General features: G+C 40.1%; 28 protein-coding genes. 11 read left to right on the top strand and 17 right to left on the bottom strand.

The features are described from left to right. Nucleotides 1-109: 109 nt before the first annotated feature. Nucleotides 110-1,729, bottom strand: a complete 1,620-nt coding sequence (locus EG2_RS09200) for a C40 family peptidase (protein WP_060814462.1) — start codon at nt 1,727-1,729, stop codon at nt 110-112. 427 nt (nt 1,730-2,156) lie between these two features. Here EG2_RS09200 and EG2_RS19135 point away from each other — a divergent pair, with 427 nt between their 5' ends. Then, nucleotides 2,157-2,294: a hypothetical protein gene (locus EG2_RS19135; protein WP_021150289.1), complete on the top strand. Its 138-nt coding sequence runs from the start codon at nt 2,157-2,159 to the stop codon at nt 2,292-2,294. 120 nt (nt 2,295-2,414) lie between these two features. Here the strand turns inward: EG2_RS19135 and EG2_RS09195 are convergent, their stop codons facing one another. The 3 genes from EG2_RS09195 to EG2_RS09185 are packed head-to-tail and all read right to left on the bottom strand — an operon-like array spanning nt 2,415 to nt 5,462. Then, nucleotides 2,415-3,230, bottom strand: a complete 816-nt coding sequence (locus EG2_RS09195) for a carbohydrate ABC transporter permease (RefSeq protein WP_060814461.1) — start codon at nt 3,228-3,230, stop codon at nt 2,415-2,417. A 16-nt stretch (nt 3,231-3,246) separates the two neighbouring features. Then, nucleotides 3,247-4,119 (bottom strand): carbohydrate ABC transporter permease, encoded by an 873-nt coding sequence (locus EG2_RS09190; RefSeq protein WP_060814460.1) that lies wholly within the window; start codon nt 4,117-4,119, stop codon nt 3,247-3,249. Nucleotides 4,120-4,148: 29 nt separating this feature from the next. Then, the gene (locus EG2_RS09185; protein ID WP_060814459.1) at nt 4,149-5,462 is read right to left on the bottom strand and encodes an ABC transporter substrate-binding protein; all 1,314 of its coding nucleotides are present in this window, start codon (nt 5,460-5,462) and stop codon (nt 4,149-4,151) included. A 206-nt stretch (nt 5,463-5,668) separates the two neighbouring features. Here EG2_RS09185 and EG2_RS09180 point away from each other — a divergent pair, with 206 nt between their 5' ends. Then, entirely contained in the window at nt 5,669-6,337 is a 669-nt protein-coding gene (locus tag EG2_RS09180; RefSeq protein ID WP_060814458.1) for a DUF421 domain-containing protein, read from the top strand. A gap of 807 nt (nt 6,338-7,144) precedes the next feature. On the opposite strand, the gene EG2_RS09170 is transcribed toward EG2_RS09180, so the two are convergent. After that, nucleotides 7,145-7,663 carry a helix-turn-helix domain-containing protein gene (locus tag EG2_RS09170; protein WP_003125666.1) on the bottom strand — a complete coding sequence of 173 codons (519 nt, stop codon included), beginning with the start codon at nt 7,661-7,663 and terminating at the stop codon, nt 7,145-7,147. A 21-nt stretch (nt 7,664-7,684) separates the two neighbouring features. Further along, nucleotides 7,685-8,143 (bottom strand): DUF5626 family protein, encoded by a 459-nt coding sequence (locus tag EG2_RS09165; RefSeq protein WP_060814456.1) that lies wholly within the window; start codon nt 8,141-8,143, stop codon nt 7,685-7,687. 190 nt (nt 8,144-8,333) lie between these two features. Between EG2_RS09165 and EG2_RS09160 the strand changes: the two genes are divergently transcribed. Continuing rightward, on the top strand, nt 8,334-8,654 hold the full coding sequence (locus tag EG2_RS09160; RefSeq protein WP_060814455.1) for a hypothetical protein: 321 nt from the start codon (nt 8,334-8,336) through the stop codon (nt 8,652-8,654). 297 nt (nt 8,655-8,951) lie between these two features. Here the strand turns inward: EG2_RS09160 and EG2_RS09155 are convergent, their stop codons facing one another. Next, nucleotides 8,952-9,263, bottom strand: a complete 312-nt coding sequence (locus EG2_RS09155) for a YxeA family protein (RefSeq protein ID WP_369914311.1) — start codon at nt 9,261-9,263, stop codon at nt 8,952-8,954. 267 nt (nt 9,264-9,530) lie between these two features. Here EG2_RS09155 and EG2_RS09150 point away from each other — a divergent pair, with 267 nt between their 5' ends. Both EG2_RS09150 and EG2_RS09145 read left to right on the top strand, forming a co-directional pair. Continuing rightward, a complete protein-coding gene (locus EG2_RS09150; protein ID WP_060814454.1) occupies nt 9,531-9,971 on the top strand; it encodes a DUF1761 domain-containing protein in 441 nt (146 codons plus the stop codon). Nucleotides 9,972-10,200: 229 nt separating this feature from the next. Continuing rightward, a complete protein-coding gene (locus EG2_RS09145) occupies nt 10,201-10,791 on the top strand; it encodes a CDP-alcohol phosphatidyltransferase family protein (RefSeq protein WP_060814453.1) in 591 nt (196 codons plus the stop codon). A gap of 85 nt (nt 10,792-10,876) precedes the next feature. Here EG2_RS09145 and EG2_RS09140 read toward each other — a convergent pair whose 3' ends face one another. From EG2_RS09140 to EG2_RS09130, 3 genes are all read right to left on the bottom strand, one after another. Next, nucleotides 10,877-12,397 (bottom strand): flavocytochrome c, encoded by a 1,521-nt coding sequence (locus tag EG2_RS09140; protein ID WP_060814452.1) that lies wholly within the window; start codon nt 12,395-12,397, stop codon nt 10,877-10,879. A 377-nt stretch (nt 12,398-12,774) separates the two neighbouring features. Next, nucleotides 12,775-14,298, bottom strand: coding sequence for a helix-turn-helix domain-containing protein (locus EG2_RS09135; protein WP_060814451.1), 1,524 nt, complete (start codon nt 14,296-14,298; stop codon nt 12,775-12,777). A gap of 646 nt (nt 14,299-14,944) precedes the next feature. After that, entirely contained in the window at nt 14,945-15,646 is a 702-nt protein-coding gene (locus tag EG2_RS09130; RefSeq protein WP_060814450.1) for a YcjF family protein, read from the bottom strand. Nucleotides 15,647-16,007: 361 nt separating this feature from the next. On the opposite strand from EG2_RS09130, the gene EG2_RS09125 reads away from it, so the two are divergent. Both EG2_RS09125 and EG2_RS09120 read left to right on the top strand, forming a co-directional pair. Then, nucleotides 16,008-16,943, top strand: a complete 936-nt coding sequence (locus tag EG2_RS09125) for an ABC transporter ATP-binding protein (protein WP_060814449.1) — start codon at nt 16,008-16,010, stop codon at nt 16,941-16,943. Then, nucleotides 16,936-17,706: an ABC transporter permease gene (locus tag EG2_RS09120; protein WP_003125655.1), complete on the top strand. Its 771-nt coding sequence runs from the start codon at nt 16,936-16,938 to the stop codon at nt 17,704-17,706. Before EG2_RS09125 ends, EG2_RS09120 begins: the two co-directional genes overlap by 8 nt. A 76-nt stretch (nt 17,707-17,782) precedes the next feature. Here the strand turns inward: EG2_RS09120 and EG2_RS09115 are convergent, their stop codons facing one another. From EG2_RS09115 to EG2_RS09090, 6 genes are all read right to left on the bottom strand, one after another. Further along, a complete protein-coding gene (locus tag EG2_RS09115) occupies nt 17,783-19,093 on the bottom strand; it encodes a glycosyltransferase family 2 protein (protein WP_060814448.1) in 1,311 nt (436 codons plus the stop codon). Then, a complete protein-coding gene (locus tag EG2_RS09110) occupies nt 19,090-19,599 on the bottom strand; it encodes a hypothetical protein (protein WP_060814447.1) in 510 nt (169 codons plus the stop codon). Before EG2_RS09110 ends, EG2_RS09115 begins: the two co-directional genes overlap by 4 nt. A 316-nt stretch (nt 19,600-19,915) precedes the next feature. Next, a complete protein-coding gene (locus EG2_RS09105) occupies nt 19,916-20,317 on the bottom strand; it encodes a VOC family protein (protein ID WP_003125651.1) in 402 nt (133 codons plus the stop codon). Between the two features lie 128 nt (nt 20,318-20,445). Continuing rightward, the gene (locus EG2_RS09100; protein ID WP_060814446.1) at nt 20,446-20,745 is read right to left on the bottom strand and encodes an MGMT family protein; all 300 of its coding nucleotides are present in this window, start codon (nt 20,743-20,745) and stop codon (nt 20,446-20,448) included. 47 nt (nt 20,746-20,792) lie between these two features. Next, the gene (locus EG2_RS09095; RefSeq protein WP_060814445.1) at nt 20,793-21,485 is read right to left on the bottom strand and encodes a L,D-transpeptidase; all 693 of its coding nucleotides are present in this window, start codon (nt 21,483-21,485) and stop codon (nt 20,793-20,795) included. 265 nt (nt 21,486-21,750) lie between these two features. Continuing rightward, the gene (locus tag EG2_RS09090) at nt 21,751-22,587 is read right to left on the bottom strand and encodes a YitT family protein (RefSeq protein WP_060814444.1); all 837 of its coding nucleotides are present in this window, start codon (nt 22,585-22,587) and stop codon (nt 21,751-21,753) included. Nucleotides 22,588-22,983: 396 nt separating this feature from the next. Here EG2_RS09090 and EG2_RS09085 point away from each other — a divergent pair, with 396 nt between their 5' ends. Continuing rightward, nucleotides 22,984-23,772, top strand: coding sequence for an L-threonylcarbamoyladenylate synthase (locus EG2_RS09085; RefSeq protein WP_060814443.1), 789 nt, complete (start codon nt 22,984-22,986; stop codon nt 23,770-23,772). A 277-nt stretch (nt 23,773-24,049) separates the two neighbouring features. On the opposite strand, the gene EG2_RS09080 is transcribed toward EG2_RS09085, so the two are convergent. Beyond that, the gene (locus EG2_RS09080; protein WP_021150309.1) at nt 24,050-24,319 is read right to left on the bottom strand and encodes a metal-sensitive transcriptional regulator; all 270 of its coding nucleotides are present in this window, start codon (nt 24,317-24,319) and stop codon (nt 24,050-24,052) included. A gap of 152 nt (nt 24,320-24,471) precedes the next feature. On the opposite strand from EG2_RS09080, the gene EG2_RS09075 reads away from it, so the two are divergent. From EG2_RS09075 to EG2_RS09065, 3 genes are read left to right on the top strand one after another with little or no spacing between them, the layout of a single operon-like run. Continuing rightward, nucleotides 24,472-24,783 (top strand): rhodanese-like domain-containing protein, encoded by a 312-nt coding sequence (locus tag EG2_RS09075; RefSeq protein ID WP_060814442.1) that lies wholly within the window; start codon nt 24,472-24,474, stop codon nt 24,781-24,783. A 1-nt stretch (nt 24,784) separates the two neighbouring features. Continuing rightward, nucleotides 24,785-26,449: an FAD-dependent oxidoreductase gene (locus EG2_RS09070; RefSeq protein ID WP_060814441.1), complete on the top strand. Its 1,665-nt coding sequence runs from the start codon at nt 24,785-24,787 to the stop codon at nt 26,447-26,449. Next, the gene (locus EG2_RS09065; protein ID WP_060814440.1) at nt 26,424-26,714 is read left to right on the top strand and encodes a rhodanese-like domain-containing protein; all 291 of its coding nucleotides are present in this window, start codon (nt 26,424-26,426) and stop codon (nt 26,712-26,714) included. The genes EG2_RS09070 and EG2_RS09065 overlap by 26 nt, the downstream gene beginning before the upstream one ends. Nucleotides 26,715-26,779 lie beyond the last annotated feature (65 nt).

The following is a 26,779-nucleotide window of genomic DNA, read 5'->3' as shown; positions in this document are numbered from 1 at the left end:
CCAAAATACAATGCAAAAAATTGCTAAACAATGCAAAAAGATGCAAACGATCTTAAAAAAACTACCTTCAACAAACATGTTGCAGGTAGTTTTGTCGTCATTGTTCTTCTTATTTTACACGAAGCGCAAAGCTGGCTGTTGAAAAACCTGAACTTGCTTCGGTAACCGTGTACCCAGTGCTTGGTGCATGAATGAAGCTGCCGTTACCAGTTGCAATTGCAACATGATACGTATTGCCTTTTTCACCCCAGAATAGAAGATCTCCTGCTTGGGCTTGAGATACAGGGATGATCGTACCGGCACTTTCTTGCGGAACGGTCCAATCGCCAATATTTTTCCCTGTTACTTGTAAAAAGACATAGCGAGTGAAACCGGAACAGTCAAAGACATCTGGCCCTTTCCCGCCCCATTGGTAGGGTGTCCCGATATATTTACGGGCTTCAGCTACAATAGCGGCACCGTTGATATTCGTACCGATAGTATTGTTGCCGGAATTACCAGGATTTGTTGTGGTATTTCCACTGACTTCTTTTACGTAAGCTGCCGTGATCCAGCCACCGCTAGATAACTTATACCACGTCGTATTACCATTGACAGAAGTCCCTTTTTTCTGCGCCACTGCTTTCACTACAGCGTTGCTGCTCAAACTGCTGACAATACTGGCAGTAGTTGAAGCGTTCGAACGAACATTCATCCCAGTCGTAGTCTGTAGATTTTTACTGATTGCTTGTTCGGCAGAATTATTTGATGAATTAGAATTATTGCTGCTTGATCCACCGGTTGATGGATTGCTCGTATTGCTCGCATCTTTGACATAAGCTGCCGTGATCCAACCACCTGTAGATAATTTGTACCATGTCTTATTGCCGTTGACGGATGAACCTGATTTTTGAGCGACAACTTTAACGGTCGTGCTATTGCTCAGACTTCCCACAACACTACCACTTGTTGATGCACTGGAACGTACATTCAATGAAGCGGTGGTCTTGACATTTTTGCTGATTGCTTGTTCTGTGGTTGATGTGTTTCCAGGATTGCTTGTCGTTGAACCGCTAGACACAGCCTGAACATAAGCTGCGGTAATCCAGCCACCATTAGACAATTTGTACCATGTTGTTGTACCATTCACGGAAGTTCCTGATTTTTGAGCAACCACAGTGACCGTGGCATTGCTGCTTAAGCCCCGAACGACACTCGCACTGGTTGATGCACTAGACCGTACATTCAGTGCTGCTGTTGTTTTGACGGTCTTATTGACAGCTGTTTCTCCGCTAGTACTGTTGTTGGAAGAGTTGCTGCTGCTGGCGGTTGTTACATAAGCACCAGAGATCCAGCCCCCAGATGATAACTTATACCACGTCGTGTTCCCATTGACGGAAGTTCCTGATTTTTGAGCAACAGCTTTGATCGTGGTATTGTTCCCCACACCGTTGATAATTCTCGCACTGGTTGAAGCGTCTGAACGCACATTCAGTGAAGCGGTCGTTTTAAATTGTCGATTGATCGTTGTTTCTGACGATCGAGCAAGAGTTGTCGTTGCAGTTGATTTAGTTGACTTTGCTACTTCTGTTTCATTTACTCCTGTAGCGTTGGCCTCTGGTGCGTTGACCAAAGTTGTGAATACACCTGATGTAGAAGCTAATACCGTTGTAACCCCTATACTTTTTTGAATAAAAAGTGATCGTTTTTGTTTCACTAAACGCTTACGGATTGCTTTTCGAGATTCCAATGAAACACCCCCTCCTTTTCATTCTATCAAAATCGATTGATTTTTAACATCTTTTTTCTGTCTGTAACATTTATTTAATGTAGGTTTATTCCTTAGCACCGAAAAATTTTCTTTCTAAAACCACATTTTACCTAGACAAACGATACAAATACAATTCTATTTTAAATGAAAAAAATATAGAACGCTATCAAAACGAATGAACCCAACTGTTTTTTTTTTGGAAACTAGAATAGCTCCTATCCAATAAACAAGGTAGGCCAATTTTCTTCAATAAGCCTTCCATCTACTCGACATTTATTTGCAATCTAGTCCCCTTTTTTCACAAACACTCTTTTAAAAAGCGTTAAAACTTTAAAAACAAAAGAGAAACCGTTTTAATTCTTTGTGAAATTATGCTATAGTAAAAAAAAGGAAGAGGTGACTTAAAATGAAAACGAAATCGAAAGAAAAAGTTTATGCCGAGCGTCAGCATAGTTATAAGCAAGAAAAAGAGGAAATTTTCAAAAAAGCCCTTGCTTCTGTACCAAAAAAAGACAAAAAATCCGCCGCTAAAGACAAACGATGACCCTTATCTGCCTGCGACATTTACTTCAGGCTGCTTTGTAGCTTGAAAAACATGCCTGACTATTCAACCGATCCGAGTAGACTCTCGGTTCGGCTAAATAATCAGGTATTTTTTGTGTCGTCAAAGTTTTAAAGATCCCGTCATTCCTTTGACAAACCCTCGTTGCATAAAGAGAAAAAGGACTAATGTAGGAATCGTCGCGATGACAATTGCTGTCATCTGCACGCCATAGTTCGCAACATAAGAAGCCGATGATAAGTTCGATATCAGCAACGTCATCGTTTGACGATCTTCTGTCTGCAAAAAGATCAGCGGGAGCAAATAGCTATTCCATGAGTTCATAAAAGCATAGATAGCCGCTGCTGCATAAGTTGAGCGCATCATTGGAAAAACGATCCGAAAGAAAATCGTATACTCACTTGCTCCTTCGATCCTGCTGGCATCTAAAATGCCATCGGGAAAGGACTTGAAATTTTGACGAAAGAAAAAAATCAGGAAGAGATTATTGACTAGCGGCAAAATAACGGCGATATGCTGATTTACAAGATGCAGGCCTGACATCATCTTAAACAATGGGATGACTAATGCAGCCAGCGGAATCATCATGCACAGTAAAAAAAGCGAGTAAATCATTTCACTGCTGCGGGTTCGAAATTTCTCAAAACCAAATGCCGCCAATGATGTGATCAGTAAACTAAATAGAACAGTAATTACAGAAATCTTGACCGAATTCCACATGATCAAGGAAACATTATAGTTAGAAAATAGCTGCTGAAGGTTCGTGATCAGCTGATTTCCTAGTGTGAGTTTTCCAGCAGCAATCTGATTCGATGTATTCGTCGCTCCCGCGATCATCCAATAGAATGGAAAGATAGAGACGAATGCCGCTACGATCAAAAAAAGATATTTTATCAGTGTATTCACATTTCGCTTCATCGCTGCTCCTTTCTGCTTATTGTCGGTCGTCTTTTGATAATCTTAACTGCGCATAGGATAAGACCGCAATGATCACTACTAACGCCCACGACAATGTTGCTGAATAACCAAAATTTGAGGTATAGACAAATGAATGATTGTAAATCAATTGTGCTGCAGTCAATGTCGCATTTGAAGGACCACCGCCTGTTAAATTCACCACTTCATCAAAGAGCTGAATCGTTCCGATCGTCGATGTGATCGTGGTAAAAACAATCACTGGCTTCAATTGAGGAATAATGATTCTAAAGAACTTCTGAAAGCTGTTTGCGCCATCTATATCCGCAGCCTCCAACGTATCATCTGAAATATTCTGTAATCCTGCTAAATAAAAAATCATGTTATACCCTGTCCAGCGCCAGCATAAGGCAATGATCACCGTCACTTTCGCCCAAAAAGGGCTATTTAACCAGTCTAACGGTTGTTGGATAATTCCGATCGCCAGCAAGCCCCGATTAATGATCCCACCGATCTGGAACATCATCTTAAATAAAACCGCATAGGAAACCAGAGAGGTGACACTTGGCAAAAATAGGGCAAGCTTAAAAAAAGTTCGTCCAACTAGTTTCGGTGTATTCAATACAAAAGCTAGCAAAAGTCCTAAAAACACCATGATCGGCACTTGAAAAATCAAGAAAACAAAATTGTTGAATAATGCTTTGTGGAAAATAGTATCTTGAAACATCCGAACGTAATTGCCTAAACCAACAAAAACGGATTGCAATCCTTGCATCGTATGAAGAGATAGATAAATTGAATAAAGAATTGGATAGATCATGAAAATACTGCTTAAGATCAATGCAAAACTAATAAATTTCCATACTTCTCGCCTTTTTCTCGAAGGATCCATCTTATCCACTCCCTGCTAATGCAAATCGGCTACTCGCCGACTTGCATTGTATAATTATTTTCTGCTTCTTCTAGCATTTCGTCCAAGCTCAATGCATCATCAAAATAACTCTGCATAACTCCTCGAAGAGCATCAACCGCTGCTTGCGTATTGTTGCCATAGTCGACACCAGGGATTTCAGCCATCCAACTCGAAAAATCTTTATAGATTGGCGCATCATTGAAAAATGGGTCTTTGTATTGATACGCATCCCCTTTTTGAGATGGCAAATACGTTCCCACTGCCCCATTGTCGACCAATATCTCTTGATAAAATTCATCATTACCTGCAAATTCTGTCTTCAAGAAATCCATTGCCAGTTCTTTATTTGGCGAATCGTTCAAAACTAGCCAACTTGATCCGCCTAGGTTTGAATAGGGGGTCGCCCCATCAACTGTCTCTAATTGTGGCAGATGTGTATAAGCCCACTTGCCTTTTTGATCCTCCGCGGAACGAATCGTTGCTGAAAACCAAATGGCAGAATTAACCGCCGCGACTTCACCACTCGTAACTGCTCCAATTCCCTCAGGAGCAAAATAATCTACCGGTTTTGCTAACTCTTTCTGGTCAATCTCTTTTAGGATCGGCATCATTTCGCGGATCGCTGGATTGTCTTTCAAGAAAATTTTGCCCTCTTCATCGAAATACCACAGTCCAGCAGACTGCATCGCCATCTGCAGATAATGGGTCCCACGGTTGGGAATGAATGCGACAAACCATTTACCGGTCTTTTCTTTCACATCTTCACCGATAGTGACAAATTGGGACCAAGTCAAATCTTTCATATCTGCTTCACTGTAGCCTGCCTCACTTAAATAATCGGTGCGATAATATAATCCGGCAGAACCAGAATCAAATGGGACTGCATAGATTCCCTCTTTATAGGTAGCATTCTCTACTTTGTATTCGGCAAAATCAGCAAAGTCGATGGTATCAGATAACTCCGCAAATTTCCCTTCATAATTCGTAAGATAACTTTGTACATCATAATCATCCATCAAAACGATATCAGGTAATCCTTCTGATACCCCCGACGTGAATCCAGAAACCATTTTTTGTTTTGTGTCCTCATTCGACATTTCGATGACATTCACTTTGATCTCATCATGTCCATCCTTACGGTAGTACTCCCCTGCTTTCTCCATAATTGGAATATTGAAATTCGTATCCCAAGCCCAGACAGTCAATGTCTGCTCATCTGAACTAGCAAAATCTCCTGATTCACTACTCTCATTATTACTGGAACAACCAACAAGCAACGCAAAGCTCAATATACTATATAGAAAAATCAAACTTTTTTTCATTTTTCTCTCCTCCTATTTGCTTTTCCCAAAATCCCAGCAAAGGTGCAACAGAAAGCGATTACACCTTGCTTTCATTATAGATATCAGATGGAAAAAAACCAAATAATTGAATTTCTGTTGATAAAAATGAATAAATTTGAGCCATGATGAAATGAGATTAAAATGAGAAAATGATATAGTAGTGCTAACATACAGGAGGTGAGCAGATGGTTTTTACGATTATTCTAAAATTATTCTTTGGGTTATTTGGCTTATTGTTGGTGGCAAGACTGTTAGGGAAAAAGACACTGTCGGAAATCACACCTTTTGACTTGATTTATACTCTCGTTTTAGGCGGAATCTTAGAAGAATCGATCTACGATGACAACGTTTCGGTCTTTCATGTCCTTTTCGCTATCGCTTTGTGGGCACTGTTGATTTACTTTATTGAAGAATTTGTTCAAAAAAATGAGACGATCAATCGCTGGTTGAAAGGCGAACCAGCAGTCTTGATTCACAATGGTCAGCTCAATATACAAGAGATTTCCCGCAATCATATCGAAATGGAGCAGTTGCGAACCATGTTACGGCAACAACAATGTTTCTCCCTTGCAAATGCCAAGTATGTTGTACTGGAAAACGCGGGGCAAATCAGTGTTTTAACACATTCAGAGGATGAGCAAACATTGGCAATCATGCTGGTTGACCAAGGAAATATTCAATATCCTGTCCTGCAATCCCATCATTTGAGCGAAACTTGGCTACGAGAAGAATTACAGAAACAAGGCTATTCTTCATTCAAAAATCTTATTTATGTAGAGTGGTCCCAAGACAATGGTTTTTATATCATCACCAAGGCAGAGACGATCCAGGCTCGCTACCGAATCGATGGCTAAAACAACCATTCGATTTTAAGATACTTTCCTCTTTGGGAAGAAGATACCATCCATCAAACAACTATTTTCTACGAGTAATCACTTAGCAATCAGTATGAGCAAAAAAAGGCTTACTTTAAAAACGTTATTTTTTCCTCACTGCCTCTTCATAGAGATTTCTTTGTTTTCTTGGAATTTTTTCAGATGAAAGAAGTATTCTACTGAATTAGATGGAGGTGAAGGGATATAGAGGTAATTGGTGGATTGATTTTTTGGATTCCTGTTTTATTGTTTCTTATTATCGGATCGATATTTATTACATGGCGAAAGAATGTCGTTGTACTACTCTTTCTTTTGATACCATTTTTGTTTTTTTTACTAAATGTTTTTGATCATCATCATTATGAACCCACGTCTGATTTGATGTACAACCTTTTAGGGCTAGCTCTTTCAACGATTGCTATCATCCTTTATTTGCTTTTTCAAAGCAAAAAGAAATAGAGTCTATGCCATAAGATCTTCGACAAACGGATATCCAACGGTAACGATGTCCTGCTGCACTCCAGGCGGATCTTATAACAAAAGAGCGATGATTCAACGATCAATCAGATGTTTTTTATTTTTACTAAGATTAAATAAGTGAACGAATACTCACTCAAATAAAAGATATCCCAGCACTGAGAAATAGTTAGCCCGTATTCACGATTTTATCGCGAGTATTGGCTAGCTACTCTCAGGCGGGATATCTTTCTTCGCTTGTATCTTCTCATACAAAGCAGAACTCAATTTTTTCACTAGGACCTTAGCTATTGCTATGATTGCAGGCAACTAGTCCACTTGTTCGATAGTCGTTGTCCCCCAGTTCATGACATTTGCAACATGGACATACCCATCGTAAAGATTTAACAGCAAAGCGATTGCACAGACAATATAAACAAGTCGATAAAAAGAATTTGTCTTCTTGTTGCGCCAAATGGCAAAACCGCTTAGGAGGATGCCTAAAGGAAAGATGAATGAGGATACGCCCGCTAAAAGCAGCAAAATCAATCCTTCATCTTTATCAGAAGACATTTGTTGGGTGATAAAACTCAACTTCTTCTTTTTATCTTCAATTTCCACATTATTCTTTTGAATTTGTTCTTTCAATTGTTCATTTTCCTGCAGCAATTCATCAATCGATACTTGATAAAGTTTGCTTAGTAAAACTAAATTATCAATATCTGGATAGCCACGCCCATTCTCCCATTTAGAGATCGACTGACGAGAAATCTTTAATTCTTCTGCTACGGAAGCTTGCGACAATCCGCTTTTCTCACGATATAATTTTAGTTGTTCCGCTAAGGCCACTAATTTCATCTCCTACACCTATTACTTTACAACTAGTTTACCATTAGAAATGGTTGCGGTCACGCTTGCATTTGTTGTAATCGTTCCAGCTTTTTGTTTAAAGCTGCAAGTAGCCTTAGTAGTCGTATGGGTTAATGAACTCGAAAGAATACTTCCTTTCAATGCTGTGATGCTCAAATTTGTCGCCGCTGTGATCTGTTCTTTTGAATTGATCTTTACATTATAAGAAGCAGTCCAACTTCCTTTGACTGTCTTAGACACCTTATAAGTTCCTTGAGCAATTCGTGCAAAGGGTTGAACATATTCAACAGATAGTACGACTTCATCACCCGCTTCATCAATATAAGACATCTCTTGAGAACCGACGCCAGCGGTCATTTCATAAACAAGCTCATCTGTATTCTTTTCATCCGCTGCAGCTGTGACAGACACCCCCAAAAAACCTAAAAAACAGGCTACTAAAATAACTAATTTCTTCATAAAAACACTCCTCTCTTATTTGTCTTCACTTTATCGCTTTTCTTGAAATATAAGGAGAAACTATGGGTTTACAGGGGGAAACCATTGGTTTACATCCTTCATTTCCCTTTCATTGTAAACAAAAGGTTGCTTCTTTTCTATAACAATTACTGTAATAATGGAAAAGTACGATCTGTGGGGAGGTGTCAGAATGAAAAGGCAAAATAAAATCCTATTATTCAGTTTTAGTCTGCCGCTTTTTAGTGTTTTTTTTGGTCCAGTATCTAGCCAACAATTTGGTCCCTTGTACGAATATGCTTTTGGCTTCCCGCTAAGATTCATCTGGTATAGGAGTATCAATGAACCTCTTGAAAGTCATTGGTCACTCTTTTCCTTTGAAAAGATCGCTCACTTGCAAGTTGATTTACTTGGCTACTTTCTTGCAGTGCTGCTGACTTATCTCGTTTCCCGATTTTTATTCGAACAACTCTCACAATGGCTGCATAAGTATGTGCAAAGCGGACTATTATAAAAAAAGGAATGTATTCGTTAAGAGGATAAACCCTTTCACGATCCACAAAGACAACACAACCTCAAGATGTCGTAGGCGAAAACAAGTTCCCACTATATGTTGTGGATAAAGCTGTTAATATGTGCATAACTCGGTCCTTTGACACGCTATTTTTACGAATAAAACGGCCCAACAAGTATCCTTTTCGCAGATAAATGTTGGGCTGGTATCTTAACTCATTCTCATTTTCCAGCAGATCTTCGCAAAAAAATTTTTGCCTTGCTGCTAAACTTATTTCTGTTATTCGTCATTCTCGTGCTATCCATCGATCTCTTTCAGTGCTGCTGACGGCACGTCTTCTTTGGCAATTTCTTCATATGTCTCAACATGTGCCCCTTTATTCGTCAATTTCAAAAAGCGCTCTGTCTTCAACACTTGTAAGCCTTCAAATTCTATCATTCGAGTCTGGCCATCTGCCGTGGCAGCTACTTGTTTGTAATGAGCAGTGCCATAGCCGTTGACCGATTCAGGCGCTTGCGTTTTTACATACATTTCGCTTTTTGGAACAAGTGGATTCAATTGATCTAAAATTCCTGCCACCTCTCCCGATGCTCGGTTAGTGTACAACATGATTCCCCCACACAGAAGTAAGAAAAACAAGCCAATGGATAAGATTGCTCGTACGATTTTTTTCATAATAATCTCCTTTCGTCTCTCTTTCTATCTTAGCAAAATAAAAACAGGGGAAATCGGCCTTAGGTCCCAATCCAAAATAACAAAATTGAAAGGTTGCTGTAAGAAAACTTCTACAACTTATTGATATTTGCTTAATACTGCTTATTCAGCTAGGCAACAAAGGCAAAAAAGATTACAATAATTAAAAAAAGGAGTACCTATATGCTTACACATTTCAATCTTATCGCTATTCTTTTGGCAACACTTGCTTTTATGATCAGTGGGAGCTTACTTTATAATCCGATCCATGCTTGGGGGCGCTTTTGGGCAAAAGAGTCTGGCATGCTAAATAAAGAAAGTCATCATATGTCTGCTGGCGATATCGTTTTTACTTTTGGCGGGACAGCTGTGGGCGGACTATTATTGGCATTTACACTAGGACAAGTCACCTATTGGTTCAATAAGTTTGACCATGACGGTTGGATGATGACGAGCTTGCAAGTGGCCTTTTTGCTATGGCTGGGCGTATTTGCTGTGGCAACTTTCGTAAATGCAGCCTATGCTGGACAAAGCAAAAAATTGATTGGTCTGCATTTATTAAATGGTGCAATCGAATTAGTCATTATGGGAATCATCATTGGCTTGTTTCCAGTGGTAGGTTAACAAGGCTGATACGCAATCATAAGCAAGTGTTTCTCAAGCTATCGGGGGCAGAAAAAAACAGGTGATGTAAACCAATCAGCGAAAACCTGTCGTAAGGTATGAGTGGGCTAGCATGTCTTACAACAATCCTAGTAGTACTTTATTCATCCACGACCTTCTTTCTATCTCTTTCGCTGATGTAGTTGAACTCTCGGGATTGCTTTTCCCCCTCTAGCAAGCTTGTCGTTTTTTGATTATTTTTGGGCCAAAAAAGAAAGAAGGGATCACCATCAGCTACCTACCCAATCTCTTGTCCATTGCACGGATCGCGTTAGCTGGTCTTCTATTGATCAATCAGCAGCCTTTGTTTTCAGTCTGCTACCTCATTTGCGGATTGACGGATGTTTTAGACGGATTTATCGCACGAAACTATCGATTGCAAACGACCTTGGGCTCAAAACTAGATAGTTTAGGTGATTTTGTTTTTTGGTCCATTGTCCTATTTCTTTACATTAAAACTAAGATCTATCCAGATTGGCTCATTTATGGCATTGTCTTAGTCGCTAGCATTCGATTTCTTAATTTGATTTTGACTAAAGTTAAGTTTGCTCAGTGGGGTATGCTGCACACATTGAGCAACAAGATGACAGGTCTTGCCTTGTTTCTCCTGTGTTTCGTGGCATTTACTTTTGGTGACGTATCAGGATATATTTGGGTCGTGACATTCCTGCTCGCTTTGTTTTCATCTATAGAGGAAACACTGATTGTCTGGCGTAGCACTTATTACGAACCGAATCCCAAAGGCTTTTTCACTGTTTCTCATCGATCCAGTAACTTTTAGCAACAAGAGTATCAAAAAAAACGTCCAGCTTTTATTACAGCTGGACGTTTTTTGCGTACTATCTATTATGAAAACTGATGCTTATTTATTTTTTAGCGTAGTCTGAAGCTTGGACCCCTGCTTGACGACCAAAGACCATGATATCAGCAACTGCATTTCCGCCGATACGGTTTTGTCCGTGAATACCACCAGTTACTTCTCCAGCAGCGTATAAACCATCAATAACAGAACCGTCTTTTTTCAAGACTTGTGTATTGGTATTGATTTTTACACCACCCATTGTGTGGTGGATTCCTGGTGCGATTTTGATCGCATAGTATGGACCAGTTGTTAAGTCATAATCCATTGCTGTTTCTCGACCAAATGCTTCGTCTTTTTTATCTTTAACAGATTGATTCCATGTATCCAGTGTTTTTGCCAATGTATCAGCGTCCATGTCGATTTTCTTCGCTAAGGCTTCGATCGTATCTGCTTCAACGACTACACCTTGTTCTTTGTAGAAATCAACTTGTTTTGCTCGACCAGCTAATGCATCGTCAAAGATCAAGTAAGCATAGCTTTCTGGAAGAGCGGTAATCGCTGCAGAAACATTGTCGCGGGTTTCCAATTCGTTGTAGAAACGTTCACCTTGTTGGTTGACTAAAATCGCACCTTCTCCACGGACTGTCTCACTGACTAACATCCCTGTATCTTGAACAACTGTTGGGTGAACTTGAATTTGATCCATATCGACTGTTGCACCGCCAAGAGATTCAATCATCTTGATGCCGTCACCTGTACTGCCTTCAGATGTTGTGCTGACATACCCTTTTAAATCCGGACGATATTTTTCAATCATTTCTTTGTTTGAGCCAAAACCACCAGTGGTAACGACAACTGCATTCCCATTGATCGTTTTTTCTTCATCACCGATTTTTACAGAAACGCCAGTGACTTTTCCGTCTTTTTCGTTGATTTTCTTCACATCAGCATTCACAAACAAAGGAATTTCCTTTTCATGGATATTTCTCAATAGTCCATCTACCAAGTAGGTTCCTACAGCAGAGCCGTCATGTGGACGGTGGATACGTTTGACACTTGCACCACCACTGTAGCTGATGTTGTCTAATGTGATTCCCATGCCGTCTAACCAGTCAATGGCTGAAGCTGAGTTATCGACTAAGTAGTGTAAAAGTTCTTGGTCATTCGTACCTTTACCACCTTTTAGTGTGTCGTCAAAGAACTGTTGGTTGCTGTCTTCGATTCCTTGTTCTTTTTGGAATTTTGTTTCAGAAGCATTCATCCCACCAGAAGATTTCAATGTGTTTCCGCCTGCGATTGGCATTTTTTCCAAGATGACTGGATTCATCCCAGCTTCTTTGGCAGATAAAGCAGCTGCCATTCCGGCACCACCAGCACCAACAATGACAATGTCATATTGATCTTTTAGTTCAGAAGGATCGGTATATTCTTGTTCAGATGCACCTGAAGCCACTTCTGTTTCGCTTGATGACGCTGAACTTTTTGCTGTTTCACTATCTTTTGTCGCCCCGTTACTACCACAAGCACTGAGCAATAATAAACTTGCAGCGCCAATGACCAATTTCTTTAATCCACTTGTTTTCACTTTTTTCCCCCAACTTTCTTTCTTTTGTTTGATTGTTTTTTGATTCTTCTACTGAAAAAGCAGCACTCTAGCACTATCAATTGTTACCTTGTTAACAAACAAAAATAAAAAAATATTTTGACTATTAACAATTTCAATCGCTTTAAAATCAGCGTTATCATCTAAAAAACAAACCCAACATATTTATATAAACATAAGAAAAATAGAAAATAATAAAATCCCGCTTATATTTTGTGTAAATTTTCATTAGTTGTTCTAATCGAAATTTCATTTAATGTATATATATCCCCATTGATCGGCGGTGCATACATAGAATTATATACACACCGCAGTCAAAACCTCAGGCTTTTTTGGAACGATAATTTTCTACATCTTTATTACACAGAAATATCCTTAGCGCTTTCATGATTTTCGAAAACGGCACTGACTACTTGTTGCGAAAAAACAATCACATTCTCCTGCAAGATGTGTTCTCTTCTGATGGATTCGATTTTCTTTGTCAGACGTTCGATCTCTAAACTGTCGATCGCTCCACTCATGTAGATTGCCGAACGATTCTGGTAGGTGTTTGAGATAATGATGTCTGGCTCTTCAACGAGTGATTCCGCAGCAATAAAATCAATATTATAAAGAGCGGAGAATATCTTTTTCAGCTGCATAATGAAGAACTGCTCAAATGAGAAAGGAAAATCTGTTTCTACAGAAACAACGATCTTTTTCTCAAATAAAGTAGGTGTGATCAGAGACGTGTAGGCAAGAACATATCGTAAGAGTAGAAACTCCTGTTTTTCTGTAAGTTGCCCTGTTGTGTTGCCAAAACAAATGGTACGTATTTTATTCACAAGCACTGGGTAGTAGTGTCTGTAATAGCGGATGATATCTGAATCGGAACCTACTTCCAAGAATCCTTCAAAAGCGTCATAGAAAGAATGCGCCGCCAATAAAATGCCGAAGACATTTTTCTCATTTCCGCCATTTAACGGCAGTGTCAATTTTTCTGAGAGACTGACTGCTTCTAAATACACCTCTGCTTTTTCTCTTTCCCAAAAATCGATGATTTGCTTATAGGTCGCCTTTTTAGCGTAAAACTGCGTGGAAGTTTGCATCATCAAAAATAGAAAATAAATGCTTTCATCTCTAAAAAAGCTATACTGAAAGAAAGAATCTTTGATATTTTGAAACTCTTTTTCAAATAGATCTTGAGTCATATTGATTGACCATTGAGGCATTTCCTCCATTTTCAAGCGGTTGCCTTTTTTATCTCTGAGGATATTGATCGCAATCAAGTAGCACCATTTATCCACGATCGATTGCTTCAGTTGAAAATCAAAATTAGGTAAGATTCGTTGAACGAATAATTCTCTGATATGGGCATAATTCAATTCGGGGTAGGGCCACTGACCGCCTTTACAAATCGTCCAAAAAAAGGAATGTCCAAAGTAACGAATTTGGCTTTCGGACCCTTCAATCACGATCCGTCTATTTTTGGTGCCTATCTTTAATTCAAAGCGTTGCAGACTACGGTTGATACAATGAAATTTTTTTCTTAGGTTTGAAAGGCTTATGTAATTCAATTCACAAAACTCTTCAATCTTAATTCTTTTAGACAATAGACAGTTCTCGATCACTTGATATATGACTGACTGATTATAAATTTCATGTTGTATATCAAAATAAATGTTTTTATTGCCACTAAAAGAGCACCCTAATGCTTTTTTGATTTTGATTGCTTGCGGATTGATTTTTTGCAATTCATTAAGAATACTATCCGTTGTTTTTCGATTCACATTCAGTCTTTCTGATAAATTAACGATTGTTACAAAACTATTTGACTGATAAATATAACGCAAGCAATTGACCATTAATTGGGTGCGCTTTTCAAAAAGATCCTGAATAATCATGTCTTCCTCCTTCATTAAATAGAAGTTCGTTCATAAGTTGCTTTCTTTCATACTCATATAAACTTATAAAACGATTAAATATATATATTAATTTTTAAGCTAATTTTAAACATTTGTCGAATAAGTCGCTCATTCTTCATCTGTTCTATGTAGTGCATCTCAATAAAGGAAGAACGCTCAACTTTTTACTGTTATAAAAAAAGGCATCTGACTGCCTTCTCTGACCTTAATTTTGTAGTTGATCCTCCCTACTACTTAAGTGCTTCCTTTCAGCCATCAATTTTTAATGAGAATTTAACTCCACTAACTAAAAATTATAAAGTTAATCTGTATCCTGAGAAACCCAATTCGGGAAAATGAACTCACTTTTTTTTACATTATCACTAGAAATGTTTTGGCAGGATCTCCTATAAATGCAGGAAAATTTTCGTTAATAAAGACCTTTTATCGCTACTTTCGGTTAGCCATTTACTAACGATAATTATCCATGTAACGCTTTTATACTTTTTCAGGAAAAACAAATCCCCCTATTTTATCTTACACAAGCAAAAGAGACCTTCGAGAATAGCCAAAGGTCTCTTGAAAAAATTATTGTTGATGTTTCTGAACTCATCCAATACAAACGTTCTTGCGAGCAGTATATGCTTTAAGAAGATTTGCTTCGTGTTTTTTTTAATGCTTTAAATAAGGTGTGATATTGGCCTTTAAAGGACATTGCTTGTTCAAAAATATCTTCACCATCATTCAGCATCTTAACAGTAACCCAACCTAAAGATTCAGTAATAGCACTGGCTACTCCCGCGTTAATGGAAGCGCCGGCGATCGTACCGACCCCCGGTACGAACTTGATAATATTCCCCACAGCACTTCTACCTAAACTAACAACAACTAATTCTTTAGAAATGCTTTTTGCGATTCCCTCGACCCACGATTGACCAAACAACTTGTGGAGTCTAGCCATCATCGTCATTTGAACAGGTACAAGGAGTATCGCATCTGAAAACGGAATAGGTGAACAGCCAATGATGGCCGCCGTCAGAGAAGCGGCATGGATGATTCGATGCGCTTTCTTCTTCGTAGCATCATCCACACCCATTAAAAATTCAGAGAAGACGGCATCAAATTGGGTACGGCTTTTTGCTTGGATCTTTTCTGCCGTATGTTTTGACTTCTCAAAAGATCGACGAATGATCCCTGCCGTTTTGTTTGGTAGTTTGGTTAAAACTTCTGCAAAGAATGACTGAAACTCTTCTTGTTCTGCCGATTCTTTCACTGGTTCATCCACTTGTTGCAGCAAAATCTCTTTTTGAGATTTTTTATTTTGGGGAGTGTTTTTCTTTAATTTCATAAAAACCACCTTTAATGATTAGTTGTCACAGATTGAGTTGCTTTCTCAACCTCTTATTTTCATCATACACTAACAAACAAAAATCACCTAAAGCCGCGCTTCAGGTGTTATAATTCTTAACGGAAGCGCAAGAAGTCAACTTCTTTCTATCAGAAAAGTTAACATGACCGATCCAAGGATACCCCCTTTAAACGAGAGCCACTCCCGTGGTATAATGACTACTTGTTTCTTGGGTATTATGAAAGTGTCATAACCTCTATTCAGAGAAGCATGTCTAATCGAGCGTGTTTTATTCATATAGGCAGCTGTTGCTGCCAATCCCCCACAACAAATCATCAATTGATAAGGAGAAAACAAATCAATGACCTATGCACTTGAAATAAAAGATCTAAAAAAAGTCTATGCGACCGGCGTCGAAGCATTACGCGGTATCAACTTGACAGTTGAAGAAGGTGACTTCTATGCGCTTTTAGGGCCGAACGGTGCTGGTAAATCAACAACCATCGGGATCATTACTTCACTAGTAAACAAATCTTCTGGCAGTGTCAAAGTTTTCGGCTATGATTTGGACAAAGAATTGGTTCAAGTCAAGCAACAAATCGGCTTAGTTCCACAAGAATTCAATTTCAATCCTTTCGAAACAGTACAGCAAATCGTCGTCAATCAAGCGGGCTACTACGGCGTTCCTCGCAAAGAAGCGATCGCTCGCAGTGAAAAATACTTGAAGCAATCCAATTTATGGGAGAAACGCGATGTTCGGGCCAGAATGCTTTCGGGAGGAATGAAGCGACGGTTGATGATTGCCCGGGCTCTGATGCATGAGCCGCGACTCTTGATCCTCGATGAACCAACAGCTGGTGTAGATATCGAACTGCGCCGGGAAATGTGGGCCTTCTTGCAAGAATTAAATAAAAACGGTACGACGATCATTCTAACCACTCACTATTTAGAAGAAGCAGAAATGCTCTGCCGCAACATCGGAATCATTCAATCCGGTGAATTGATCGAAGATACCAGCATGAAGACCCTTTTGTCCAAATTACAATTCGAGACATTCCTTTTTGATTTGGATACTTATGAGAAACCACCAGTGATCACAGGATACACAAGCACCTTTGAAGATGATCAGACGATCGCTGTCGAAGTTGAACGAAATCAAGGAGTCAATGATTTATTTGAGCAATTTAGCAAGCAAGGAATCAAAGTTCTTTCCATGCGCAACAAATCGAATCGTTTAGAGGAACTCTTTTTGAAATTAACTGAAGAAAAGCATGAAGCGGGGGAAAAAAATGTTTAGTCTTTATTTTACAGCATTAAAAAGTCTAGCGGTCAAAGAAACCAACCGCTATTTACGGATTTGGGTTCAAACACTCGTACCACCAGTGATAACGACTTCGTTGTACTTTATTATTTTTGGGAAAATGATTGGCGGCCGTATTGGCGAAATGGGCGGCTTCTCCTACATGGAATTTATCGTTCCCGGGCTGATCATGATGTCAACGATCACCAGTTCTTATGCGAACGTTTCGTCTTCTTTCTTTTCTCAGAAGTTTCAAAAGAATATTGAGGAACTATTAGTTGCACCCGTACCTACTCATGTGATTATTTGGGGATTTGTTTTCGGTGGTTTGGGCAGAAGTATTTTAGTTGGTATGCTGGTCACAGTGATTTCCCTCTTTTTTGTTCCTTTGCATGTTTTTTCTTGGGTAATGGTTATTCTGACATTAGTGATGACCGCAATTCTTTTCTCATTAGCTGGTTTGCTTAATGGTATCTTTGCTCAATCATTTGACGATGTATCGATCGTGCCAACGTTTGTCCTACAGCCATTGACTTATTTAGGAGGTGTCTTCTACTCCATTTCGATGCTGCCTCCTATTTGGCAAGCTATTTCTAAAGTGAATCCAATCGTCTATATGATCTCTGGATTCCGTTATGGCTTTTTGGGCACAACTGATGTGCCGATTTTAGTCTCTGTTCTGATTCTAGTTTTATTCATAATTGTTTTGTACGGTATCTGTTGGAAATTAATTGAAAAAGGCCGCGGTCTACGTAGCTAAGAAACTGACGGCTATCTTACAATAAAAAGAGGAAGGCTGTGCCGAGAACTAAGAGGGTTCTTGGCACAGCCTTTTTCTAATTCTTTTTGCCTTGTCTTTCAGGACTGACCCAAACACCGCTGCCGTGTCCCAGAATTGTTTTGACCGCTGGTATGAAGGTCGTTACGATCGTTAAAGCATTGACCATCCAATAAATCAGCATATAAAATGGTGCAAAAATGAAATACTTGATTTTTCTGCCAGCATCGTCCACCAATAAACTAGTCAACAACTGCATGATCCCAGCAACCATTTCAAAACAAACGAATAAGAAGGCCATTGTCACCATATGATACATTCGTTCAATGTTTCCTTCGAATGCAAAACGAAGAAAAGAAAAGATGAACAGTGCTGAAGAGATCCAAAAGAAGATCGACCAAATAATACTCAATGTTTGATCCACAAACATGACGGACCGACCAATATTTTGAAATGGATGAGTGAATACTTTTTTGAAATTTGTCAACCAGACCTCTGTACCGCCTTTTGCCCAACGTTTCCGTTGGCGATAAAGCATCTTCATGGTCTCAGGAACTTCCATGAAAAACATGATCCGCGGAGCAAACAAGGACAACCAGCCTTGGAATTGGTGATCCCAGGCAATACTGATATCCTCGGTGGCACGATTTTGGCGGAAGAGTCCCACATCGATCAAAGCATTTTTTCGATACATCGTGTTGGCACCGCTGTATGCATAGATAACACCTAGCACGCCTTGTTGAGTCCGCTTGATAATACCTACGATACTTGAAAATTCAACAGTTTGTGACTTGCTGACAATCGTCGTCCGATTCTGAACGTCCATGTTTGCAGTGATCGCTGAAATATTTACCGCATCTTGGCGAATAAAATAATTCACATATTTCCAGAGTGCATCAGGTTCCGGTACAGTATCTGCATCGTTACTCAAAATCAGTTCTCCATTAGCAAAACCGATCCCGATATTAAAGGCATGGGCTTTTCCTTGGTTTTTTTGGATGCGTACCACTCGTAGATTGGGGTAGGTTTGCTGCAACCGCTTAAGGATTTCTGGAGTCTGATCCGTTGAGCCATCATCTGTCACTAACACTTCGTAACGGGTATAATTCAGTTTATTCATTAAGTAATGAATGGTATCTTCAATGACTACTTCTTCATTATGAGCAGGGACCATGATCGTGATCATTGGCTCTACTTCTTCGGGAATGGAGATCCATTCAATCTGTTGATGCTTAAACAAATACGTATGACAAAGGACGCCAATGAACCAAGCAAAGCCGCCTAAGATTGGATAAGTAAATAAAATGGCCACCAATAGAAAAAGGAAGAAATCTACTATCGGGTATCCCGTATCGATTTGTTCAATCATAGAGAAACCCCCTTATCTTTATACAACTTTACTATTTCTGTTTCCGTTAGATTTTGTTCCGGTTTCACTTCATAATAACAAACAGAATGCCGCATCTCTTCAGGGCCAAAACGGTCATCAAAAAATTCTTCCAACACTTCTTTGCGCTGTTCAAGTTTTCTTTCATCATGCAAGACTTCTTTCCGCAATGTATGGCGAAAACGCCGATTGTTCCTCACGGTCAACAGAACAAAAAGAATAACTAAAAGAACGAAGGAAATTCCTAAAAATAATGCTAACAATCTAAAAATAGTGGCTTCCTCCACATAGATCCTAAATCGTATTTGAGCGGCTGTTTGCGGAAAGAAAACCGGGAAAGCGACCCAAACGAATGGTACGATCACGGCAATCCACGCAAGCAGTGTCAAAAATGATTGCCACAACGTTAACTTTAAATGTCCTTTTTCAAAAAACAAGTCTGAAACCAGCTGTTCACTGACTTCTTCTCTGGTGATTCTTTTTTTCATCCCACATCCTCCTTTTGACTGTAACTCTCTTCTCCATCCATACATCGCTTATTACTAAAAAGAAGCATCAACCCTGGTAGCGTTCACAAAAACACTTATTCAAAAAAGGGCTATATTTGACCTCTTGTAGGACTAGGCCTAAGCGAGTATACCTACATTTTAGTTGAATCGATTCGAAAGAAAAAGAAACTAGCTTGCGCCAGTTTCCTTGTGATCCTATTCTTTTAGTTTGACTTCCTTAGAAGAAAACCGCTAACAACAAGTTCAAAAGTTATCAGGCAAGTCCATTTTTTTGAATACCCACGAATCTTGCTTTTTAGTACCCTTTCATCCAGACAGATTCTAATTGATTTCCGTCCGGATCAAGCACTTCAAAACCAAGCATTTCTTCCTCTGGAATCCCCATCTCTACTTGAAATGATTGTCCCCCATTGGCTTCAGCCGCTTTAGCAAAGTCTCGAGCTCCTTCAGGTGTATCAAAGCTAAATGCGATCAAGGCAGCATTAGTCTTTTGCGTATCCGCAATCTTTCTACCATTTAAAAACTGTTCATAAAACGCATATTCTGACAGCATTACCCAAATCGTCTCATTCCACATCATTCCACTTGACGTTTCATTCGAAAATTCTTCATTCTTGCTAAAGCCCAACGCTTCATAAAAACTAGTAGCTCGCTTGATATCTTGAACAGGCAAATTGATAAAAACCATCTTTCCCATGCTGTTTCCTCCTTTGACAAACCCGAGCGACATGTCATTGCTCCTTTATTATAAAGGGCCGATCCAGATATACAAAACAATCAATTTGAAGCTATTTTCACAAAAAAAATGCAGCGGCATTTTCAGGATTACTCCTTTTCTCCATGCCAGCTGCATTGTTTCATATCGATTTTTCCGTTTGTTTTAAAGACGATCCCTTCTGCTAGCAGCCGCTGCTTTCGTTCTACGGCGGTAAAGCCCACGATCTCGCCGTCTGCTCGTACTACCCGATGGGCTGGTAATGACTCTGGACAATATTTCATGGCGCGTCCTACAGCTCGTGCACCATTCAGGCGACCTAAAGCCCAAGCTATTTGGCTGTAAGAAGCCACTTTGCCATACGGAATCTTCTTTACGAAACGATACACCTCTTCATAAAATGGATTCATACCTATCAAGCAGCTCCTTTCAATCGTTAGCGAATTTGCTTGTTCGCTCAATGCACAACAACTTGCATGCCATAAAGGGCATGTTCATAAAACCATTTTGCATCTGCAACAGTCAAACGGATACACCCATGAGAATTGGCTTTTTGTCCTAGTTCTTCTGCTTCTTCTTCAATATAATTTCCCGAAGCGTCAATCGGCACCGAATGAAACAAGTAGACGCCATGATCTTTCCAAGACACCCAATAGTTCGCTCCCTCGCCAGAAGATTCATTAAAAAAAGTTTCTCCTCTTTCAGCTTGAATGGAATAAGTTCCTGTAGGCGTTCTTCGGTCTCCTCCTGATCCGGTAGAGCAAATCATCGTATAAAGCACTCGATTCTTCCGCATGATCTTCACCCGCTGGTTTGCCAATGAGACATCGACCCAATCACCTTCTTGTAAAACAGGATAGGCTTTCTTCTCAGATGGATGACGCCAATCTGCGACAGCTACTTCTGTCGAAGAAGAATTCTCTGAGGATTTAGACGTTCCTGATCCCTCCTTTTTAGTAGTTGCATTTTTTTTCGTAGGGATCGTTGCTTCTTTATGAATGGTCTGTTTGGTGGTCTGTTTGGTGGTCTGTTCTGTAGACTGGTTCGTCTGACCGGCGGCTACGGTACGTGATAGGCTGGCACTAACGATGAATAACAGCACAGCAATCACAAACATGCCAATAGTTCTTTTAGGGTATCTTTCTTTCATTATTTCTATCCTTACTAAGCCGTCGAAAAATCTCTCAGGCATAATTTCCAGATCATTTTACCAAAGCTGCTTCTAAAACGTGATTTTAATCAGCAGTGACAAAACAAGTTAACAGCAGACTTCGTTTCAGAGTCTCTTAAAAAAACTCTTAATCAAATGATCCATTAGCAGTTTAACGCCTTTGTAACTAAAAAGCCAGTTAAAAATGAAAGAGTAGAACCAGCCTACAACATCGTACAGCGCTCCAAACGGATGCGGACAGGCCTCATTCAATCGGGTGATAACTAAACCCTCGTCCTAAAACTTCAGCTACATTGCTGGCAATTACAAATGCCTGTGGATCAATGCTTTCAATCAATTGTTTGATATGAGCAAATTCTTGATCATTGACAACGATCAATAAAACTTGTTTCTCACTTCTTCGGTGAACACCTTGTGCTTCTAACAAGGTTGCCCCTCTAGAAATTGCCGTTGCAATGGCCGCTTGAATCTCGTCAAGATGTTCCTCACTCATGATCATCACAGACTTCTTGCGGTCCATCCCGGTTTCGATATAATTCATCACGATCGAAGTAATCACAATCGAAAGAATCGCAAACAAAAATTCTTCAAACCCAAAAACCAGTAAACTCATTGTTACCACAACCGCATCTGTGGCTAAAAGCCCGATGGAAGGATTGATATGGAAATATTTCTGGAAGATCAGCGGCGGAATCGTAGTTCCGCCACTAGAAGAATTATTTTTATATAAAATAGCAACCCCAGCAGCAAAAATCGCACTCCCAAAAATAACAGACAGCAGACGATCACTGGCCAACATATATTCAGGTACTACGGCAATTGCTAACGGAAAAACTATGCTGCCGAACAGCACCTTGAAGAAAGGCGCTTTCCCCAAGAAAACATAGGCCAGAACCAACATCACACTGTTCAGAACCATGATCACAAGCGCACGGTCCCAGCCCAAAGCAGATTCCATCAAAATTCCAATGCCACTGACCCCTCCAGCTGCAATATGATGAGGACCTAAAAACATGTTGATACTCACCGCTAGAATCACCAATGCAGAGAGTATTTTACTATAAGTTATCAATTGCTTCATTGTCTTCCTCTTTTCTTTGATCATCCGAATAGAAGCTGTCATTTTTTCCGAGAACTTGTGCTTTTACTATACCCTCATCTCTTTGTTGAGACAAAATTTCTGTTCAGAAGACTGAAAATTTTTTTCTTATAGGATCAAGTACAAGTAAGAAAAATTTGCTCAAAGCTTGCTTGTTCAGGAATCTTTTGACTTGCGTTCTGACGTTCATTTTCTCACAGAATCGTTGGAAAAGAGAAGCATTTTTTTCAGCCTTCTCTGAAAATGATCATCCAGACTGTTGCTGCATTTCCACCTTTTGGCACTTGACTCTCTTTAGAGATTCCCTTATTATCAAGGTTAACGATTTTAAATCAGAATTTTCTGAATTTTTAGGCGAAATAAACAAAATGAGGAAGGATGAACCATTTGAAGACAAAAAAACAAACCACTTGGTCTGGCGAACCCAACGAAGCAGCAATCCAACTGCTCCAGCAAGAAGGCAAAGTCATCGTTTGCCCCACTAAAGTAGGCTATATTATTGCTGTCTCCGACAAGAAAGGACTAGAACGCAAGTTTTCTGCCAAAAATCGCAAACGTAATAAGCCAGGAGTTGTATTATGCAGCTCATTGGAACAATTACAAGAATTAGCGGAATGGAACGATGAAATTGCGGCAGTTTACCAAAAATGTTGGGACAACGATGTTCTTTTTGGCGCGATCCTACCATGGAAAAAATCTGGAAAAGCATATATTCCTGACGGATCGCAAGAATTGATGATGGATACCAGGGAAACGAGTTGTTTCGTCATCAAATTCGGCGTTCCTGGAGAACAAATCGCTAAAGCTCTTTGGGAGGAAAAGCAACAGCTATTGTTTGCCAGCTCAGCAAATCCTTCTGGTAAAGGCAATCGTGGTCTGGTGGAAGGAATTGGTGAACAAATCGCTAACGAAGCAGACCTCATCATTGAAAGCAATGACTATGTCGCTTCGATCCAACCAGATAAAACGACAGAGACCCGCTACGAACAAGGAGTCATGGTTTCTTTCGTAGATTCTGCTGGCAAATTGATTCCTCATCAAGGCTCTCAGCGATCGATCACCCCGGCGCCTGTGTTGATTCGGAAGGGTTTAGCTGTAGATAAAATCCAACTGTTTTTGTCCGATCACTTCAATTCCTGGGACTATCGCCACGGTGAATACTACTAAGCAATTCATAGATTAGGACATCAGTCCAAGCATTCGCTAACCTTAGCTACGGCGCTTCGACCGTAGCTGAGACTTTAGATTGAACTGCTTACAGCTGATGTCCTAATTTTTTGAGGGTAATTCTTGCATACAACAGCATTTTCCTTTCAACACTACTCTTCACAGATCAAATCATTTCTTTGATCGTCATGATAGCGTTCCAGATTTAATGATTCAGCTTACTGGTTACAACAGTCAGTCCCCTATGAAAACAGCCTCTTCCTAAAGAATAGAGCTACTATTTCTTGATGATCATCTGAATCGCTTGTTCCAGCTTCTGTGCTTGTTCTTGAGGATCTTTTTCTGGATTCTCAAAACAATCTTTCAAGTTCTCTGCAACAATCATGCCCATCACACGATCGATACTTGAACGTACCGCACTTAACTGAGTGATGATATCGATACATTCCTTCTCTTCTTCGATCATTTTTTGAACCCCACGAATCTGCCCTTCGGCACGTTTCAAACGATTCAGCACATTTTTTTGTTCACTTCTTGTCTTATCCATCGTCTCACTCCTTTTCCATTAAAATATACCCTACAACGGTATAACGGTCAAACATTCTTTTTTCACCCGCCATGTTAATCAAATTAAATCATTGACAAATATAGAAAAACGGGGTTTAATATACCCCATACCGTATATAAAGGAGAATGTCTATGTTTTCATTGTTTCGTTCTGTCCCTTCCATCTCTACTGGTGAGTTATTCGCAGCACTAACCGCAAAAACGAAAGTCATTGATGTCCGAACGCCCTCTGAATACCGGGGCGGGCATATTCGAAATGCCACCAATGTCCCATTAAATAAAATTGCCCACTATTCAGGAAAAAAAGAACCGTTATATGTGATCTGTCAATCAGGCGTCCGCAGCAAGCAAGCAGCCAAATTATTGATTAAAATGGGCTATGATGCTACAACGATTCGCGGTGGCATGAATCAATGGCAAGGACCAATTCAAGGAGGAAAATAAAATGAAAATACTGATTGTCGGTGGGGTCGCCGGAGGCATGTCTGCTGCAACTCGATTACGCCGTTTAATGGAAGATGCTGAAATCATTGTTTTAGAGAAAGGTCCTTATGTGTCCTTTGCGAACTGCGGCCTTCCTTACTTTATCGCAGGTGAAATTACTACTCGCGATCAATTACTACTGCAAACACCAGAGTCCTTAAAGGCACGTTTTGGTTTGGATGTTCGTCCAAATCAAGAAGTACTGGCTATTCACCCAGAACAAAAGACTGTGACTATCCATCGAGATTCTGAGACTTATGAAGAATCATATGACAAGTTGATTCTAGCACCGGGAGCAAAAGCAATCATACCAAAAATCCCAGGATTAGACCGTGCCACAAACTGCCGTCAGTTACGAAACGTGCCGGATATGGATGCTATTTTGCAGAAAATCGATCAACATACCCGCCAAGCCGTCGTCGTCGGTGCCGGCTTTATTGGATTGGAAATGGCAGAAAGTCTGAAAAACCGTGGCTTAGAGGTCACCGTCGTTGAGAAAGCACCGCAGGTTTTACCTTCGATGGATGAAGAAATGGCTGCCTATGTCAAAAATGAATTGATAGCGAAGGGAATCAAGGTCATTACGGGCCAATCCGCAGTTTCTTTTGAAGAAGAAGGGAAAAAAATTCGGTTAGAAGATGACACTGTACTGGACTCAGACCTGACATTATTGTCTATCGGGGTCCAACCAGAATCAAGATTAGCAGCGGAAGCTGGGATCACTACTGGTATTCGAGGAGGAATCCTGGTAGACGAAAACTACCAAACGTCGCAAAAAGACATTTACGCTGTCGGAGATGCGATTGTCACGAAACAACAATTAACTGGAGAAGATGCGTTGATTTCTTTAGCCTCACCAGCTAACCGTCAAGGCCGGCAAGTCGCAGACGTGATCGCTGGTCTGCCAAGGAAAAACCGTGGCAATATTGGAACAGCTATCCTGCGAGTCTTTGGGCTTACAGCAGCCATGACCGGATTAAGCGAGAAAGCAGCAGTATCTGCGGGTTTGCAGCCAGCTGTGATTCATGTCAGCGGAAAAGATCATGCTGGCTATTACCCTAATGCTAAAGATCTGCTATTGAAATTGATCTTTAATAAAGAGACAGGTACTCTCTATGGTGCTCAGGCCGTTGGAGAGAGTGGCGTCGATAAACGAATGGATGTATTAGCCACAGCCATCAAAAGTGGATTGACGGTGGCAGATTTAACAGAACTGGAACTGAGTTATGCACCGCCTTTTGGTTCCGCCAAAGATCCAGTGAACCTGATCGGCTATGCGGCATTGAATCTAATCGAAGGGATCAGTGAATCAATCCAGTGGCATGAACTTTCTGCAGAATTAGCTGCCGGCAAACAATTACTAGATGTCCGCAATACAACGGAAATGACTGGCCGCTTCAAAAACGCCCTGCATATTCCGCTGAATGAATTACGAGACCGACTGACTGAACTTGATCCGACTGCTTCTTATATCGTCAGCTGTCATAGCGGACTGCGAAGCTATTTAGCCGAACGGATTCTCAAACAATCTGGCTACAAGGCAAAAAATCTAGACGGGGCTTTTGCGCTTTATCAAACCGTCAGACCGGAGGAAATCATTCATGTATCGCTCGATCACAATGCCTGAATTTTATCAAGCAAGCAAAAAACAGAAGCTACACCTGATTGATGTCAGAGAAGTCGATGAATTTATCAACGGCCATGTACCAAATGCGCAAAATAATCCGTTGTCTCACTTCACTACCGCCAATTTGGTGAAAGACCTTGACTACTACGTGATTTGTCACTCAGGTGCTCGGTCAGAGCAAGCCTGTCACTATATGGACCAGCAGGGATTCAAGGCGGTCAATGTATTAGGCGGCACTTCTGCTTGGCCAGGGGAACTCGTTTAAAACACGTTACACTAAATAAAACCCAATGACTGCTACTTTGATCCAAGTAGCAGTCATTGGGTTTT

The sequence above is a fragment of the Enterococcus gallinarum NBRC 100675 genome, assembly GCF_001544275.1.
GTDB lineage: Bacteria > Bacillota > Bacilli > Lactobacillales > Enterococcaceae > Enterococcus_D > Enterococcus_D gallinarum.
Note: the sequence above shows the minus strand (reverse complement) of the source record. Positions and strands in the feature narration are given on the sequence as shown.